The sequence below is a fragment of the Parasphingopyxis lamellibrachiae genome (assembly GCF_003385775.1).
Taxonomy (GTDB): domain Bacteria; phylum Pseudomonadota; class Alphaproteobacteria; order Sphingomonadales; family Sphingomonadaceae; genus Parasphingopyxis; species Parasphingopyxis lamellibrachiae.
The window spans coordinates 2,044,515-2,059,379 of the sequence record NZ_QRDP01000004.1 but is presented as its reverse complement, the minus strand read 5'-3'; the positions used below and the strand labels follow the sequence as shown (position 1 = coordinate 2,059,379).

Sequence of the window (14,865 nt, the reverse complement as noted above, 5' to 3'; positions counted from 1 at the left end):
TTTATTCTGTAGGGAGGGTTTCGGACGGATTCGCGTTCGGCTTGCTCTCGCGATCCTCATCTTCCCGCCACCGCGCCTTGATCGAGTCGCTGGTATCGCGCGACCCGTCATGGCTCCAGCCGGGTGGGCGGATCATATAGTTGAGCTTGTTGCGTAGCCCCCGAACAGCGAACACATCTCTCGAGATGCCGACCCATTCATGGAAGGCCGCCCATATCAGGTTGAAGCTCCCGAGATTCTTGATGATGCCGTAGCGCGGCCTGTCTTCGTCAAGCTCGGCGGTGAACGTGCCGAACATCCTGTCCCAGATGATGAAAACGCCCGCATAGTTTTTGTCGAGATAGCGCGGGTTGGTCGCGTGGTGGACGCGGTGGTGCGAGGGCGTGTTCATCACCGCCTCGAACCAGCGCGGGAAACGCCCGATCATCTCGGTATGGATCCAGAACTGGTAGACGAGGTTGAGTCCCGCGCAGAAGAACACCATCGTCGGCGGGAAAAACAGGAAGAGCGGCAGCCGGAAGATGAAGGAGACGCTGATAAAGCCCGTCCATGTCTGCCGGAGCGCGGTCGAGAGATTGTAATGCTGGCTGGTATGGTGGATGACATGGCTCGCCCAGAACCAGCGGACCCGGTGGGCGCTGCGGTGAAACACATAATAGGCCAGATCGTCGAGCAGGAAACAGAGCGGCCAGGCCCACCAGACATAGCCGATCTCGACCAGCTGGAACTGCGCCACCCATAGCGCCAGCGCGAACACCGCCGTCCCCGTCAGCGCGCCGGCCACCGTACTCCCGGTGCCGAGCAGCAGCGAGGTCAGCGTATCCATCGGCTCATAGCGCGCCGGGTTGACGCGCCGGGCGACCAGCATTTCGATGAGCACCAACAGAATGAAAACGGGAACTGCTATCTCGGTCGGGCTGGGAAGATCGGGCATGTTATGGTCTCCCCAGCAGTGCGGCCCAGCGGGCAGCCTCGTCTTCACCGAGCATCAGCGCCGCGTCGCCGAACATCCTCTCGTCGGTGGCGATCGTCAGCGTGGACCCCTTCCGGGTGGCCCTTGGCGGAGTGCGGAAAACCCGTGCGGCAATCTGCGCGCCGTGCGGACGCAACAGCACCGCCTCCCCCTGCTCGCCCAGCACCAGCGCCGCGCGCCCTTCCCCGTCGAGCGCGACCTCCGTCGGCCGAAACCCGCTATGCGCTTCCCGGGCCTGCCGTGCCGCCGCCTCGGGGCTCTCGATCCGGGGTTGATTGCCGAGCTTCAGCAGCCAGGCAATGCCGGCAAGGGCCAGCACCGCTGCGATCGAACCGAGAAGCACGGCCAGGTTCATTTTGCCGCTGCGAAAGCATCCATGATCGAACGGATCGGGGAAACGTTATATCCTGCATTCGCCGCCTCGCCGGCCACGGTTTCCGGGTCGCGCCCGTTATGCGTTTCGGCGAGCGCCCATAACAGGGTCGAGCGGGTGCCGGAGCGGCAAAAGGCGAGCGTCTTGCCCGCATTCTCGTCAAGCGCGGCGCGCATGGCCTCCACTTGCGGCACGGAAAAGCCGGCATGGGTCACCGGAATCGCCGCATAGTCGAGCCCCGCCTCGCTTGCCGCAGCGGCGATTGCGCTACCGCTCGGCTGATCCGGATCTTCCTCTTCGGGCCGGTTGTTGATGATGAGCGTCACCCCCTGCGCCGCCGCCTCGGCAATATCGGCGGTCGAGATTTGCGGCGAGGCTAGAAAGCTGTCGGTCACGGTACGGAACATGGGGGATCTCCTTCGCGCCGCTCTTATGGCGAGAAGGGGGCGGGAGGCAAGCGGGGAGGCGGCGGAGGCGCCTAGCCATGCTCCGCGATAACGGCCAGGAAATCTTCGCCGTACCGCGCGAGCTTGGCTTGGCCGATGCCGGAAATCTGCGACAGGGCGGAAAGGGTACGCGGTTTTGCGCTCGCCATTTCGCGCAGGGTGGCGTCATGGAAAACCACGTAAGGCGGCACGGCATTTTCGGCGGCAATCAGCCGGCGTTTCTCGCGCAGCGCATCGAACAGCGGATCGCCGACGGGGTTGGCGGCGCGACCTGCCCGGCTCTTGCGGGCGCGCTTGGGGGGCAGGATCAGCGCGACCTCTTCCTCGCCTTTCAGGATGGCGCGCGCGCCGGGGCCGAGCGCCAGCCCGCCATGTTCGGTCTGGATAAGCGCGTCGCGGGTTTGGAGCGCGCGGGCGACGGGCTTCACCATCGCCTCCTCCTCGCCTTCGACAATGCCGAACACGGAGAGCCGGTCATGACCAAGGCTGAGGATGCGGTCATTTTCCCGCCCGGCCAGCACTTCGCCGACATGGCCCATGCCGAACCTCTGGCCGGTCCGATATACGGCGGAGAGGAATTTGCGCGCCGTTTCGGTGGCGTCCACGGTCTTGGGCGGGGACAGGCAATTATCGCAATTGCCGCACTGCGCGGGCGGGTCTTCGCCGAAATGTCTGAGCAGGATGGCGCGGCGGCAGTTTGCGGTTTCGACCAGTGCGCCCAATGCGTTCAACCTGGCGCGTTCGCCTGCGCGCCGATGCTCTTCGATCTCCGTCTCGACCCGCCGCCGGGCGCGCGAAAAATCGTCCGCTCCCCAGAAGAGACGGGCCTCGGCCGGATCGCCGTCGCGGCCCGCGCGGCCGGTTTCCTGATAATAGGCCTCCAGAGACTTGGGTATGCCGGCATGGGCGACGAAGCGCACATCGGGCTTGTCAATGCCCATGCCGAAGGCGATCGTCGCGCACATCACCATATCTTCGGAGGCAACGAAGGCCGCCTGGTTCGCGGCGCGCTCTTCGGGCGGGAGGCCGGCATGATAGACGCCGGCATTCCGGCCGGTGGCCGCGATCTGCCCGGCCAGCTTTTCCGTCGCCGCCCGGCTCGTCGCGTAGATAATCCCAGCGCCCGGCTGTTCGGCCAGCAGCGCCTTGACCTGCTGGCCGATCCCGGCGCGCGGGCGGATGACATAGCGGATATTGGGCCGGTCGAACCCGGCAATGATCGCGCCGCTTTCCGGAATGCCGAGCTGTTCGAGAATGTCGGCGCGGGTGTGTCGGTCGGCGGTGGCCGTCAGCGCGAGGCGGGGAACGCTGGGGAACTGGTCGAGGAGCGGGCGGAGCAGGCGGTAGTCGGGTCGGAAATCATGCCCCCATTCGGAAACGCAATGTGCCTCGTCGATGGCAATGAGGGAGAGCGGCGTCTGACGGAGCATGTCCTGGAATCCCGATCCGCTGGCGCGTTCCGGCGCGACATAGAGAAGATCCAGCGAGCCATCGCGGAACCGCGCCATGGTTTCAGCCCGGTTATTGTCGGCGGAGGTCAGCGTGGCGGCCTCGATGCCGACGGCTTTGGCCGCGCGCACCTGATCGTGCATCAGCGCAATCAGCGGCGACACGACGAGCGCGGTGCCCGGCCGGGCCAGCGCCGGGATCTGATAGCAGAGCGATTTCCCCGCGCCGGTCGGCATCACGGCCAGGCTATGCTCACCCGCCATTACCCGGTCGATCACGGCGCGTTGCGAACCGCGGAAACCGGCAAAGCCGAATGTGCTGCGGAGAATGGAATCGGGATCGCCCATGGCCTCCGCATATCGGGTGGACGGCCCGGGCGTCACCCCCATTCGTACGCATATGTTAGCGGGCGGCGTCGATAGCCCGCTCTTCGCGCTGGCGGGCCCACATTTCGGCATAGAGGCCGGCTTTGGCGATCAGCGCGACATGACTCCCGCGCTCGGCAATCCGGCCCTGCTCCAGCACAACGATCTCGTCGGCATCGACGATGGTAGAGAGGCGATGGGCGATCACTATGGTCGTGCGATTGCGTGCGGCCTGATCGAGCGTTGCCTGGATTTCGGCCTCGGTGCGACTGTCGAGCGCGCTGGTCGCCTCGTCGAGGATCAGGACAGGCGGGTCTTTCAACAGCGCCCGGGCTACGGCAACCCGCTGCTTCTCCCCGCCCGACAGTTTCAGGCCGCGCTCGCCGACGCGGGTCCGATAGCCATGTTCGAGGCTCATGATGAAATCGTGGATCGCCGCGCCCTTTGCCGCCGCCTCGATCTCCGCCTGGCTCGCGCCGTCCCGGCCATAAGCGATATTATAGCCGATCGTATCGTTGAACAGCACCGTATCCTGCGGGACGATACCGATCTCGGCGCGCAGGCTGTCCTGCTTGACTTTGGCGATATCCTGTCCGTCGATCAGGATGCGGCCTGAAGTGACATCGTAGAAGCGGAACAACAGGCGCGCGATGGTCGATTTGCCGGCACCGGAAGGCCCGACAATTGCAAGCTTGGTTCCAGCCGGAATGTCGAGGTCGAGGCCACGCAGTATCTGGCGCTCGGCATCATAGCCGAAGTCGACATTTTCGAAACGCACCGCGCCATGCGGCACGGCAAGTTCGGGTGCATCGTGCGCATCGACAATCTCGGCCGGCGTGTCGATCAACTCGAACATCGCTTCCATGTCGATCATGCCCTGCTGGATCGTCCGATAGACGGTGCCGAGAAAATCGAGCGGGCGGAACAGCTGCATAAGAAGCGCATTGACGAGCACGACATCGCCGACCGTGAAGAAGCCCTCGCTCCAGCCCCAGACGGTATAGCCCATTGCGCCGGCCATCATCGCATTGGTTAGCAGCGCCTGGCCGACATTGAGGAGGGCAAGGCTGTTTTCGCTTTTGACCGCCGCTTGCGCCCAGCTCGATACCGAGCGGCTGAAGCGCTGCGCCTCACGGGCTTCCGCGTTGAAATATTTGACCGTCTCGAAGTTCAGTAGCGAGTCGACGGCATGGCTGTAGGCGGTGGTGTCGAGGTCCACCATGTCCCGGCGCAGCTGCGTCCGCCAGATCGTCACCAGCCGGGTGAACGTGATGTACAGCGCAACCACGCCAAGCGTGACGGCGACCAGGCCCGGGCCGAATTTGACATAGAAGATGATGCAGACCGCAAGTAGCTCGACCGCAGTTGGCGCAATGTTGAAGAGCAGGAAATAGAGCATGGTGTCGATGCTCTTCGTACCGCGCTCGATGATCTTGGTGACGCCGCCGGTCTTGCGTTCGAGGTGGAAGCGCAGCGACAGGGCATGAAGATGCGTGAAGACATTTTCGGTCAGCCGCCGCGCCGCAGTCTGGCCGACCTTTTCGAACACCACATTGCGCAGATTGTCGAACAGAACCCCGCCGAAGCGGGCGCCGGCATAAGCGACGACCAGTGCGATCGCGAGCATGATCGCCGGATCGTTATTGCCGTCCATGCTGTCGATCACCGCCTTATAGGCGAAGGGCATGACCAGAATCACGGCTTTGGCGCACAGGACGAGCGCAAAGGCGCCAATGACGCGGGCCTTGAGGCCCGGATCGCCCTTGGGCCACAGATAGGGAAGGAACCGGCGCAGCAGGGCGAGGCCGGGTTGCTTCAGCTTGGCATTGGTTGGGGTATCGGGCGGCATGGACGGCCTAGATAGGGTATTTTGCCGAAACGACCAGCCTGTGATCTTTCACACAGAGGGAACAACCGGCCGGGTTTATGAATTGGTCCATTGAAAGGAAGGAACGATCATGGGTCCGGGTTTATTCGTTTTGGCTATTTTGGGATGCGGGGATAGCGCGGCGATGTGCCAGCAGGTTGCGCGCGATGACACTGTCTATCGCAGCGAAGCCGCATGCCTGGCGGGCAGCGAAGAGGTTCTTGTTCGGGAAAGCAGCCGCCCTTATCCGCTGCTGATGGCCGAATGCAGGCCTTATTCGGCGCAGTCGGCATCTTTCTGGGGAAACGGCGAAGGCTAGCCGGCCCGCCGATTACGGCAGGTCGAGAATGATCAGAGCGCAGCGCTGCTGTAAGCTGTCATCGGCGCAGTCACGGCGGGTGACCGCTGCGGGCGCAACGGCCAGCCCCGGTGCCCGGCCGAACTCCATGTCCATATTTTCCAGCTCCACCGCGCGCACCGATACCGGGCTGGCGATCGTGGCGCTTGCCCGCGCAAGGGAGGAGGCGCCGCGCACCGAATCATTTTCGGGCACGGCGCCTGCCGCCCCACTCGCGAACAATAGCGTCAGGCTTGCCGCACAGGTGGCAAGTCGCAGGGGGTATTTGCGGCTATCGGGACAGAGACGAGAAGGATCGTTCATGCACGGTCGACGATTGAACGCGCAAATGGTTGCCTGCCGAAAACCGGAACATCGCGCCGATTTCCGGGGTAACATGACGAAAACGGCCGATTCTCGGCTTTTCCGACCGTACGATGTTACCCGGGTTTAACCGTTACATAAGGTTTGGTGGCTATTGAGAAGGCAGCCGGGGGCGCGATTGCGCGAGGCTGAGATGACCGAAGTTGCCGCAAATGTGCCGAATACGGCCAGCAGCGAAGACATAACAGGGGAACTGCGCCGGATATTCGATGCGCCGCAGTTCAACCACTCTCCCGTCATGTGCCGCTTATTGTCCTACCTTGTCGAACAGACGCTGGCGGGCAATGGCCACCGGCTGAAAGCCTATACCATTGCCGTAGACGGTCTTGGCCGGGATGCGGACTTCGATGCGCGGATAGACAGCTATCCCCGTGTCCAGGTCGGCCGGCTGCGCAAATTGCTGGACGATTACTATGCTGCTGACGATGCGTACGCAGGTTTGCGGATCAACATTCCCAAAGGGGCCTATGTCGTCAGCTTCGGGAACCTGAAGCCTGCGGAAATCGCGGCAGCCATGCCAGAGCGCGCCCGGCCGCAGACGCCGCGTTTCCGAATGGCGGGTCTGGCGCAGTTTGCCGCCGCCGCGCTTGTCGCAGGCCTGGTCGGGCTGTTGGCGTGGCAGACGTTCGGCGGGCTGGCCCGGGCCGACCGCCCCCCCTTGCCCGCTGCCGTGCAGACGGGCGAAGCAGGCGATGCTTTTCGGCGGTGCGCAAAGCTGGTCGGTGCCGACCGGTGCCGGCCATCCCCTCCGGATGCCTCCTAGAAGCTGCCGCTTACCTGAAAAGAGAAAATCGGCCCGAATTCGCGGCTCCGGTCCTCGATAAAAGCTATCGGCCCGTCGCGCCGGTCGACAAAGAAGGTGCGGGTGAAATTCTCGTCCCTGTCGAGCAGGTTATAGACGCCGCCGCGAACGCGCAGGCCGAATACATCCTTATGTTCGATATAGGCGCCGACAAAGGCAGACGCGTTGCGATAGTCGTTGATCTGGGTGAGGCGGTAGCCATTGGCCTCCTGATAGTCTTCATATTCAAGGCCCCAGGCCCATTCTGTGCCGGGCACATCGTGCCGCAGTTCGATCTCGATATCGCGCTGCATGTCGTTGGATATGGGCCGGTTCTCGCCGGTCAGCGGATCGCGGACCCGGCTGCGCTGCAGCGTGAATTCGACATCGAGCCGCCCGCCGCGCCATCCCAGGGGATCGAAATTGAAGGTGCTGTTCCATTCGAGACCATAGCGTTTGGCACTGTCTATATTGCCCGGCGCTTCGGCCGTCGGGCTTAAGGGGATCTGGTCCACAATGTCGCTGATCTGCTCATAATAGAGCCGCGCCGTGATCGAACCGAAGGCACCCAGCTGCTGGGTGGCCTCGATCTCATAGTTCCAGCTTTGCGGTGGTACGAGGTTCGGGTTGCCGGCATCCTGGCTGTTGGTGCCAAGGTTGGTCGATGCGACGAAATCGGAGAAATTGAGCTGGCCCACCTCGCGCTCGACCCGCAAGCGGATGTCCAGGGTTTCACTGGCCGACCAGGCCAGCGAGACAAAGCCCTTGGGCCGGTAGAAGGACCGGGTAAGTCCGTTGGTGCCGCTTTGCATGATCGTTGAATATTCGCCGCCGAGCGATGCCTGCAGCGCAAGATTGTCGGTGATGGGGCGGCCATAGGTGATGTTGACCTCGGCCCGCTCTTCTTCGACGCGTGAGTTGGAATTGGGGAGGGCGACCGGCTGGAAAACGCCTGCGGTATCGAGCGCGAAGAGATCGGACTGGACATCGAGCGTATTGAGCGCGCCTTCAACGGCCACCTGCCATTCGCCGCCCATCGCCCAGCCATATTCGGCGCGCCCGATCCATTCGCCCTCGTCGAGCTGGCGCTCGAAGAGATCGCCGATCGATGGCGTTGCGTCCACAAAGTCTGTGATGAGGCTGGTCCGGAACGGGCTGCGTTCGAAGCTGCGGAGCCCGATCAGCTTGAGCCTGCCCGGCCCCAGTGCGAACTCGAAATCGCCGCTGATTTCGAAATTCCATTCATCCTCGCGATCCCGGAAAAAGCGGGTCCGGTCGGGCAGCCCCTGCCCGGTGCGTACGGAGTCCTCGGACCCGCGGAAATAGCGGCGGCCATAGGACAGGTTGAGGTTGCCGACCGAACTGCCCGGGCCGTCATACCGGAAGGTGCCGGAAAGCACCGGCGCGTCGCCGGAAAATGTCGCTATTTCATCATGCGTGGCGATGACCTGGCCCGTGGGATCGGTCACCAGTTCCAGTCCCTCGCCGCCACCGCGAAACGAATTATCGGTGTTGGAGAGGCTGAGCGTATAGTCGAACGCGCCCTGCGTGCCGCTGACCGAAATCTCGCCATTGGTCAGGCGCGGATTGGTGATGCGGCTGCGAAACTGGGGATTCCAGGAAAAATTTCCGCTTATCCCGCTCGTTTCGGCAATGATGTTGACGACCTGTCCGGAAAGCCCGGGAATATCCAGCGATGCGCCGTCCCGCACTTCTATGCGCGTCACATTGCTGGCCGAGATCCGGCCGAGGGTGGTGATCGCATCGTTCGATTTGCCTGAGACGCGTTCGCCATTGATGAGGACATTGTCGCCGCCCTGGCCGAGGCCCCGGCGATCATCGCCCTGCTGAATCGTGAAACCGGGAATCTGGCGCACCATGTCGAGCGCCGAGTTGGGGGAAAAGCGGGCGAAGAAATCCGGCGTGTAATCCTGGCCGCTTGTCGGCACGGAAGGGGTGCTGTCAACCGGGGCATTGGCGGCCTCAGCGGCTTCGTCGCTTTGCGCGAAAGCCGGAAATGCGAGCAGCGAGCTCGAGACCAACAACCAGGATGTACGCCGCATTGTATAAATTTCCTTCCCTGAGATGCAGCGTCCTTCGGGGAATGGCGGGCGATCATCCAGTGTCTGGCGGGGGCTTTCCGACAAGCGGCATCAATCTTTCGACAAATGTCGTAAAAGTGTCGTTCGTCGGAAAGCGGGTGCGACGAATGGAGTTGGGTTGGGCCGGGTATGCCGCTGTTCCGTTGCCGGATGCTGCTGGTTCCGGCCGCCTAGGCCGGGCATCGCATCCGGACCGACATGCTGCCGTCGGGCGAGGTTACGGTCAGCCGTTCGCCGTCTTCGCTCAAACTATAGGCCAGGGTCTCGGTCCATTCCTCGCCCTCGCCCGAGAAGCGGTGATCGACCGTCAGGGCGCCGGGGCCTGTTTGCGTAATCGTTTCCGGCGTCGCGCTGCTTTCATAATAGCTAATGCGATCGGCCTCGATATCGAGCCGCATTTCGCTGCCCGGGTCGGCGCATGTGTCTTCGGTGAAATCCCAGCGTCCCTGGAAGGCTTGGGGAATGGCCTCATGAGTCTCCGGAGCGACGATATCGGTGCCGGGTCCGGCAGTGTCCGGTTCGGCGGTGTCCGTTGTACTGCCGCCCGAACAGGCGCCAAGGGCCAGGAAGGTGGTGGCGATTGCCATGCTGCGCATCGATATTCTCCTCATGAAACCGTTCGCGCGATCAGGGCTTCGGCGGCGGCAGGCGCGCGGACCTTCGCTCCGTTTATGAAAAAGATATAGACGTCGCGGCCCTCGGGTGCAGGCGTGGGAGGTGTCAGATAATCCATTCCCCCGGCCTGTCCGCCATCGCGCCAGGCCTCGGCGATATCCGCCCAGCGATCGAGCTCCGGCTCGGGATAGCCGGTTGGAACATCTTCGCAAGCGCCGAGCAGCCGGGCATAGGAAAAGTCGGCGGTCTGATCGGCGATTTGCGGGTATTTCTCGCTGTCCGCACAGATAATCGCGGCACCATGCTTGCGTGCCAGTTCGACAAATTCCGTACAGACAAAGCTATCATGCCGTACTTCAAGCGCGTGGTGCAGTGTCAGCCCCTGATAGGTTTTCGGAAGCATGGCGAGGAACGTGTCGAACTCTTCCGGATCGAATCTTTTGGTCGGCATGAATTGCCAGAATAGCGGGCCAAGCTTGTCGCCGAGCTCGGCAATCCCCTGGCCCAGAAACCTCTCAATGCTCTCTCCGGTTTCGCGCAAATCCTTGCGGTTGGTGCAGTAGCGCGAGGCCTTGATCGTAAATTTGAAGCCTTCGGGTGCGGCGTCGCGCCATTTGGCGAAGCTTTCGGGCTTTTGCAGCCGGTAATAGGTGCCGTTGATCTCGATCGCGCCGAGCCGCCCGGCCGCATAGCTCAGTTCGTCGGCCTGGCGCAGCCCCTCGGGATAGAATGTCCCGCGCCATGGCTTGTAGGTCCAGCCGCCGATACCGGCGCGAATGTCGTGCACTTCAGTCATCGATTCTCCTCATCACGCCCTTATGCCACGAAGCATTGAGGGTGCGAAAGCGGTAGATTGGAATGGCAGCGCAATGCGCGCTAGGGCGCGATCATGAAAAGAGTGCGGCGACTGTTCGATGTGCTGGCTTCACTGGCCCTGCTGGCGGGGCTGGCCTTCGCCGCGCTGATCGTGCGCAACCATCTCTATCCGCCCGAGCTGCTCAGCGCCGGGCCCGCCGATGTGCAGGTCATCGATGGCGACAGCCTGCGGGTGGACGGACGGACCGTTCGTCTGCAGGGCATGGACGCACCGGAATATCGGCAAAACTGCCGCGATGGCGCAGGCGCGGAATGGCCGTGCGGGCGTGAAGCGCGGGCGGCGCTGGAGCGGCTGGCCCGGTCCCCTGGCCTGACCTGCGAGAGCCATGAGCAGGACCGGTATCGCCGTGCAGTGGCGCGGTGCCGCAATGCGGCGGGCGTCGATCTTGCGCACGCGATGCTCGGCGCCGGCTGGGCTGTCGCTCTGTCTCGCTATGCCTTTCCCGGTTATGAGCGGGCCGAAGAAACGGCGCGTTCCGCCCGGCGCGGCATCTGGCGCGGAGAATTCGACCGGCCGTCAGACTGGCGCGCCGCGCAAGCTATCGGTAGAGATGGCGCATGACCTATCCCTCTTCTTATCGTCCGGCGCTTCGGCGCGCGCGCCTTCCTCTCCATGCGACATTGGCGGCTTTGACGCTCGCAGCCTGTTCGCAGCCTGCACCCGAACCCGCAGACACCGAAGGGGAAGCCGATCCGCAGGTCGCGTTCATGGCGAACCTGTCCCAACATTGCGGCCAGGCTTTTGCCGGACAGCTTGTATCGACCGACGAAGCAGATGCGGACATCGCGAGCCAGCCGCTGGTCATGCATGTTGCGTCTTGTGCGCCGGATCAGATCCGCATTCCGTTTCATGTCGGCGACGATCGCTCGCGCACCTGGGTGATTACGGACACGGGCACCGGCCTGCAGCTGAAACATGATCATCGCCATGAGGATGGCAGCGAGGATGCGGTTACCCAATATGGTGGGGATACGGCCGAACCGGGAAGCGCCACCCGGCAGGAATTTCCCGTCGATGCCGAATCGATCGCTCTGTTCGAACGCGAAGGGCTGGCTGCATCCGTCACCAATGTCTGGGCGATGGAGGTCGATGATACGGTTTTCGCCTATGAATTGCGCCGGCCCGCGGGCGAGAATGAGCGCTTTTTTCGGGTCGAGTTCGACCTGACGACGCCGGTCGAGACGCCGCCACCTGCCTGGGGCAGCGAATAGATTTCCTGCCCAAATGGCAAATCGCCTGAATATTTTCCCATTGGTTCGGAAAATACCCTAACTCTCCGCACGTAATAATGTGTCGCGATAGGCAGCTTTTGGCCTAACAATATGTAATACAACGATTATGCAGTTTTGGCACGCATCCTGCTTAGTATGGGGCGAACCGGCAGAACGGTCTGTCGGGACCAACAGGAGCAAAACCATGTCGATCAATTTCAGCAACCTTCAGAGCGCCGCTTTCTCCGCAGTCGCTGCCTTCATCGTCAGCGCCGTGTGCATCACCGCCGCAGTCGGTCCGGTTCTTCCCGTCGCCTAATGGGCACGGGATCACCGATCCCCAAACCTTCATCCGAAAGACAACATCATGACCCTCAATCTCTCAAACCTTCAGAGCGCCGCTCTCTCCGCAGTTGCCGCCCTTATCGTAAGCGCAGCGTGCATCAGCGCCGCAGTCGGCCCGGTTCTCCCGGTTGCCTAACCACTTCCTACTGCAAATCCCTTCACGAAAGACCCGACCATGACACAGAATTTCGCCCTTGACCGCAGCAACGCCAAATTGATGGGCGTATGCGCCGGCTTTGCTCGCTGGACGGGCTGGAATGTGCTGGCCATCCGCATCGGCCTGGTCGCCCTCACCCTTTTCGCCCTCGGCCCGGTAGCGCTGCTCGCCTATCTGATTGTCGGCTGGGCTGCCAACTAAACCCCTTTCGGACGGCCCTTGAGGGTCCCCCTTCCCTCGGGCCGTCCGTCCCTCAAACAGATGCGTTCGGGACCAGTCAGCCAGACGGCGGATTGGTATCGAAACGCATTGCACCGGTATTTTCGGGCACCCAGGGCTGGGCGCTCTGGCACCAGAATTCGATTGTCGGTTTCAGTCCGCTTGTATCGTCGAGCGTCCCCGCCTTGATGAATGTCGCGCCGGGCATGGAGGGGATATGGGTCAGCACCGGAGATCCGCATTCCGTGCAGAATTTCCGGTCGACGCCGGCGCCGCTCTCGCCCTTGTCATGATAGGTTTTCAGTTCGCCCCTGGTCGTAACCGCATCCGCCGGGACGGAGATCAGGGCCGAATAGGCGCTGCCCGACTGGCGCTGGCAATTCTTGCAATGGCAGATCGCCGTCATCTGCGGCTCCGCATCGACGGTATAGCTGAACTGTCCGCATAAACATTGTCCGGTCATCGTCATCATGCTCTCTCCTTCTCGGCCGATCATGCCACAAAGCGCGGCGAACAGGACAGCGCAATCTGCGGCACACCTCTTGCGCCAGCCAACAAGGCGGACGAAAAGAAGCGATGACATCGAACCTCGCCAGACCGATCGCACTGCTGACCGCCCTCATCGCCTGGACGGGGCTGGCGATCCAGCTCGGCCTGCTGATTGCGCAGTTCAACGCGCAGGGGCTCAGTCCCGCCGCCGCGCTCTGGCGCTTTTTCGGCTTTTTCACGATCCTCACCAACAGCGGGGTTGCGCTGGTCGCCACCGCTATGGCGTTGCGCCCGCAGGGCCGGCTGGCCGGGCCGTTGAGTCGGATGGTTACGGCAGCCGCCATTCTCCTTGTCGGCCTGGTTTACTCCCTCGCGCTGCGCCATATCTGGAATCCCGAAGGGCTGCAGCTGGTGGCCGATCACATGCTGCATGACGCTACGCCGCTGCTCTTTGCCTTTGCCTGGCTGCTTTTCCCGCATGAAGGGCTGGGCTGGCGCGCGGGTCTATGGGCGGCTGTCCCGCCGCTTGCCTATTGCATTTACGCCTTTGCCCGCGGGGCGGCGGATGGCTGGTATGCCTATTATTTCCTCGATCCGACGCAGATGACGCTGGGCCTGCTGGCGGGAACCATGGCCATGCTATTGGCGGGCTTCATCGCCGCCGGGATGCTGCTCGTCGCCATAGACCGGATGCTGGCACGGCGGAGCGCTGCATGAGTCAGGCGATCAAACTCGACGAAAGCTGGAAGGAGCCGCTGAACGGAGAGTTCGAGGCGGAGTATATGCAACAGCTGCGCGCCTTTCTCGTTGCCGAGAAAGAGGCCGGCAAGCGGATCTTCCCTGCCGGTTCGCTCTGGTTCCATGCGCTCGACGCCACGCCGCTTCAAAAAGTCCGGGTCGTGATCCTTGGGCAGGACCCCTATCATGGCCCGGGCCAGGCGCACGGGCTCTGCTTTTCCGTCCGCCCCGGCGTCCGCCCGCCGCCGTCCCTGGTGAATATCTACAAGGAGATGGAGAGCGATCTCGGCATCCCGCGCGCGAACCATGGCCATCTGGAGCATTGGGCCGGGCAGGGCGTACTCCTCCTCAACAGCGTGCTGACCGTGGAATCCGGCATGGCCGCCTCGCATCGCGGGCGCGGCTGGGAACAATTCACCGACGCGATCGTGAGGCTGGTGGCGGAGAAAAGCGAGCCGGTCGTGTTCCTCCTCTGGGGCAGCTACGCGCAGAAAAAGGCGGCGTTCGTCCAGAGCGTGGAGCAGAGCGGGCGGCACCTGGTGCTGAAAGCCGCGCACCCGTCGCCCTTGTCAGCGCATAACGGCTTCTTCGGGTGCCGACATTTCTCGAAGGCCAATGCGTTTCTGGAAGCGCAGGGGTTGGAGCCGGTCGATTGGCGGCTGCCGAGCGCGGCTACCTAAACCGGCTTATTCGCACCTTACATAATCATTCACGTAATCACCGATCAGCCGTAGCGCGCGGCCGCTGGCTGATAGCGTCAACGTTTGGCCGGTGCGTCTCTCCGGAGGACTGTCTCCCGCTTCCTCATATGTCGCGTCATATTCGATTTTATTGTCACTGAGGACGCGGACTGCCGAAACGTTTTCGCCACTTTCGACATATTGGATTGCAGTTGCTTCGATGGTGATCGCGCCATCATCAAAACGCTCATTGACGGGCATTTCGCAAACAAAGGCAGAGGAATTCCAGACGCCGTGAAATTGGGCGGGGATCCTGTCATTTTCTTGAGCGGAGGCCGCTCTGCCGATTGTTATCGATATGAGGATGGCCGCTACGGTTAATCCAGATACTCTCAATTTCTGCATTTCTTTGTCTGCTTTCCGGTTCAAGGAAGTCGCTCTGTGGTTATTAAGCATA

Annotated in this window: 18 protein-coding genes; 7 read left to right on the top strand and 11 right to left on the bottom strand. The window is 62.5% G+C overall.

Annotated elements, in window-relative coordinates; translation table 11 throughout:
• Position 1 precedes the first annotated feature (1 nt).
• From DFR46_RS10265 to DFR46_RS10245, 5 genes are all read right to left on the bottom strand, one after another.
• The gene (locus tag DFR46_RS10265; RefSeq protein ID WP_116236362.1) at positions 2 to 934 is read right to left on the bottom strand and encodes a sterol desaturase family protein; all 933 of its coding nucleotides are present in this window, start codon (positions 932 to 934) and stop codon (positions 2 to 4) included.
• Between the two features lies 1 nt (position 935).
• On the bottom strand, positions 936 to 1,328 hold the full coding sequence (locus DFR46_RS10260; protein WP_116236361.1) for a hypothetical protein: 393 nt from the start codon (positions 1,326 to 1,328) through the stop codon (positions 936 to 938).
• On the bottom strand, positions 1,325 to 1,753 hold the full coding sequence (locus DFR46_RS10255) for a protein tyrosine phosphatase family protein (RefSeq protein WP_116236360.1): 429 nt from the start codon (positions 1,751 to 1,753) through the stop codon (positions 1,325 to 1,327). The genes DFR46_RS10260 and DFR46_RS10255 overlap by 4 nt, the downstream gene beginning before the upstream one ends.
• Positions 1,754 to 1,824: 71 nt before the next feature.
• Positions 1,825 to 3,588 (bottom strand): DNA helicase RecQ, encoded by a 1,764-nt coding sequence (recQ, locus tag DFR46_RS10250; protein ID WP_116236359.1) that lies wholly within the window; start codon positions 3,586 to 3,588, stop codon positions 1,825 to 1,827.
• A 55-nt stretch (positions 3,589 to 3,643) separates the two neighbouring features.
• Positions 3,644 to 5,455 (bottom strand): ABCB family ABC transporter ATP-binding protein/permease, encoded by a 1,812-nt coding sequence (locus DFR46_RS10245; RefSeq protein ID WP_116236358.1) that lies wholly within the window; start codon positions 5,453 to 5,455, stop codon positions 3,644 to 3,646.
• A 109-nt stretch (positions 5,456 to 5,564) separates the two neighbouring features.
• On the opposite strand from DFR46_RS10245, the gene DFR46_RS14845 reads away from it, so the two are divergent.
• Positions 5,565 to 5,792, top strand: coding sequence for a hypothetical protein (locus tag DFR46_RS14845; protein WP_162843463.1), 228 nt, complete (start codon positions 5,565 to 5,567; stop codon positions 5,790 to 5,792).
• Positions 5,793 to 5,804: 12 nt separating this feature from the next.
• Here the strand turns inward: DFR46_RS14845 and DFR46_RS10240 are convergent, their stop codons facing one another.
• Entirely contained in the window at positions 5,805 to 6,134 is a 330-nt protein-coding gene (locus DFR46_RS10240; RefSeq protein ID WP_147297669.1) for a hypothetical protein, read from the bottom strand.
• A 193-nt stretch (positions 6,135 to 6,327) separates the two neighbouring features.
• On the opposite strand from DFR46_RS10240, the gene DFR46_RS10235 reads away from it, so the two are divergent.
• Positions 6,328 to 6,957 (top strand): hypothetical protein, encoded by a 630-nt coding sequence (locus DFR46_RS10235; RefSeq protein WP_116236356.1) that lies wholly within the window; start codon positions 6,328 to 6,330, stop codon positions 6,955 to 6,957.
• Here DFR46_RS10235 and DFR46_RS10230 read toward each other — a convergent pair.
• From DFR46_RS10230 to DFR46_RS10220, 3 genes are all read right to left on the bottom strand, one after another.
• Positions 6,954 to 9,038 (bottom strand): TonB-dependent receptor plug domain-containing protein, encoded by a 2,085-nt coding sequence (locus DFR46_RS10230; RefSeq protein ID WP_116236355.1) that lies wholly within the window; start codon positions 9,036 to 9,038, stop codon positions 6,954 to 6,956. The two genes, DFR46_RS10235 and DFR46_RS10230, sit on opposite strands and share 4 nt — an antisense overlap.
• 209 nt (positions 9,039 to 9,247) lie before the next feature.
• Positions 9,248 to 9,673, bottom strand: coding sequence for a hypothetical protein (locus tag DFR46_RS10225; protein ID WP_116236354.1), 426 nt, complete (start codon positions 9,671 to 9,673; stop codon positions 9,248 to 9,250).
• 11 nt (positions 9,674 to 9,684) lie between these two features.
• Complete coding sequence (locus DFR46_RS10220; RefSeq protein WP_116236353.1) at positions 9,685 to 10,488, bottom strand: DUF72 domain-containing protein; 804 nt, start codon at positions 10,486 to 10,488, stop codon at positions 9,685 to 9,687.
• A 93-nt stretch (positions 10,489 to 10,581) separates the two neighbouring features.
• On the opposite strand from DFR46_RS10220, the gene DFR46_RS10215 reads away from it, so the two are divergent.
• From DFR46_RS10215 to DFR46_RS10205, 3 genes are all read left to right on the top strand, one after another.
• Positions 10,582 to 11,130 carry a thermonuclease family protein gene (locus tag DFR46_RS10215; protein WP_116236352.1) on the top strand — a complete coding sequence of 183 codons (549 nt, stop codon included), beginning with the start codon at positions 10,582 to 10,584 and terminating at the stop codon, positions 11,128 to 11,130.
• A complete protein-coding gene (locus DFR46_RS10210) occupies positions 11,127 to 11,780 on the top strand; it encodes a hypothetical protein (protein ID WP_116236351.1) in 654 nt (217 codons plus the stop codon). The genes DFR46_RS10215 and DFR46_RS10210 overlap by 4 nt, the downstream gene beginning before the upstream one ends.
• Before the next feature lie 520 nt (positions 11,781 to 12,300).
• Positions 12,301 to 12,483, top strand: a complete 183-nt coding sequence (locus DFR46_RS10205) for a PspC domain-containing protein (protein ID WP_116236350.1) — start codon at positions 12,301 to 12,303, stop codon at positions 12,481 to 12,483.
• A 76-nt stretch (positions 12,484 to 12,559) separates the two neighbouring features.
• On the opposite strand, the gene DFR46_RS10200 is transcribed toward DFR46_RS10205, so the two are convergent.
• Positions 12,560 to 13,084: a GFA family protein gene (locus tag DFR46_RS10200; RefSeq protein WP_245953800.1), complete on the bottom strand. Its 525-nt coding sequence runs from the start codon at positions 13,082 to 13,084 to the stop codon at positions 12,560 to 12,562.
• Between DFR46_RS10200 and DFR46_RS10195 the strand changes: the two genes are divergently transcribed.
• Positions 13,078 to 13,707, top strand: a complete 630-nt coding sequence (locus DFR46_RS10195) for a Pr6Pr family membrane protein (RefSeq protein ID WP_116236349.1) — start codon at positions 13,078 to 13,080, stop codon at positions 13,705 to 13,707. The genes DFR46_RS10200 and DFR46_RS10195 overlap by 7 nt on opposite strands.
• A complete protein-coding gene (gene ung, locus DFR46_RS10190; RefSeq protein ID WP_116236348.1) occupies positions 13,704 to 14,408 on the top strand; it encodes a uracil-DNA glycosylase in 705 nt (234 codons plus the stop codon). The genes DFR46_RS10195 and ung overlap by 4 nt, the downstream gene beginning before the upstream one ends.
• 6 nt (positions 14,409 to 14,414) lie before the next feature.
• Here ung and DFR46_RS14695 read toward each other — a convergent pair whose 3' ends face one another.
• The gene (locus DFR46_RS14695; protein WP_147297668.1) at positions 14,415 to 14,837 is read right to left on the bottom strand and encodes a hypothetical protein; all 423 of its coding nucleotides are present in this window, start codon (positions 14,835 to 14,837) and stop codon (positions 14,415 to 14,417) included.
• Positions 14,838 to 14,865: the final 28 nt, after the last annotated feature.

What these genes read in the sequence shown, in the direction of transcription:
- DFR46_RS10215 (WP_116236352.1), top strand. Translation starts at nt 10,582, where the DNA reads ATGAAAAGAGTGCGGCGACTGTTCGATGTGCTGGCTTCACTGGCCCTG.
- DFR46_RS10230 (WP_116236355.1), bottom strand. Translation starts at nt 9,038, where the DNA reads ATGCGGCGTACATCCTGGTTGTTGGTCTCGAGCTCGCTGCTCGCATTT.
- DFR46_RS10260 (WP_116236361.1), bottom strand. Translation starts at nt 1,328, where the DNA reads ATGAACCTGGCCGTGCTTCTCGGTTCGATCGCAGCGGTGCTGGCCCTT.
- recQ (WP_116236359.1), bottom strand. Translation starts at nt 3,588, where the DNA reads ATGGGCGATCCCGATTCCATTCTCCGCAGCACATTCGGCTTTGCCGGT.
- DFR46_RS10240 (WP_147297669.1), bottom strand. Translation starts at nt 6,134, where the DNA reads ATGAACGATCCTTCTCGTCTCTGTCCCGATAGCCGCAAATACCCCCTG.
- DFR46_RS10205 (WP_116236350.1), top strand. Translation starts at nt 12,301, where the DNA reads ATGACACAGAATTTCGCCCTTGACCGCAGCAACGCCAAATTGATGGGC.
- ung (WP_116236348.1), top strand. Translation starts at nt 13,704, where the DNA reads ATGAGTCAGGCGATCAAACTCGACGAAAGCTGGAAGGAGCCGCTGAAC.
- DFR46_RS14845 (WP_162843463.1), top strand. Translation starts at nt 5,565, where the DNA reads ATGGGTCCGGGTTTATTCGTTTTGGCTATTTTGGGATGCGGGGATAGC.
- DFR46_RS10220 (WP_116236353.1), bottom strand. Translation starts at nt 10,488, where the DNA reads ATGACTGAAGTGCACGACATTCGCGCCGGTATCGGCGGCTGGACCTAC.
- DFR46_RS10210 (WP_116236351.1), top strand. Translation starts at nt 11,127, where the DNA reads ATGACCTATCCCTCTTCTTATCGTCCGGCGCTTCGGCGCGCGCGCCTT.
- DFR46_RS10265 (WP_116236362.1), bottom strand. Translation starts at nt 934, where the DNA reads ATGCCCGATCTTCCCAGCCCGACCGAGATAGCAGTTCCCGTTTTCATT.
- DFR46_RS10235 (WP_116236356.1), top strand. Translation starts at nt 6,328, where the DNA reads ATGACCGAAGTTGCCGCAAATGTGCCGAATACGGCCAGCAGCGAAGAC.
- DFR46_RS10200 (WP_245953800.1), bottom strand. Translation starts at nt 13,084, where the DNA reads ATGTCATCGCTTCTTTTCGTCCGCCTTGTTGGCTGGCGCAAGAGGTGT.
- DFR46_RS10225 (WP_116236354.1), bottom strand. Translation starts at nt 9,673, where the DNA reads ATGCGCAGCATGGCAATCGCCACCACCTTCCTGGCCCTTGGCGCCTGT.
- DFR46_RS10255 (WP_116236360.1), bottom strand. Translation starts at nt 1,753, where the DNA reads ATGTTCCGTACCGTGACCGACAGCTTTCTAGCCTCGCCGCAAATCTCG.
- DFR46_RS10195 (WP_116236349.1), top strand. Translation starts at nt 13,078, where the DNA reads ATGACATCGAACCTCGCCAGACCGATCGCACTGCTGACCGCCCTCATC.
- DFR46_RS10245 (WP_116236358.1), bottom strand. Translation starts at nt 5,455, where the DNA reads ATGCCGCCCGATACCCCAACCAATGCCAAGCTGAAGCAACCCGGCCTC.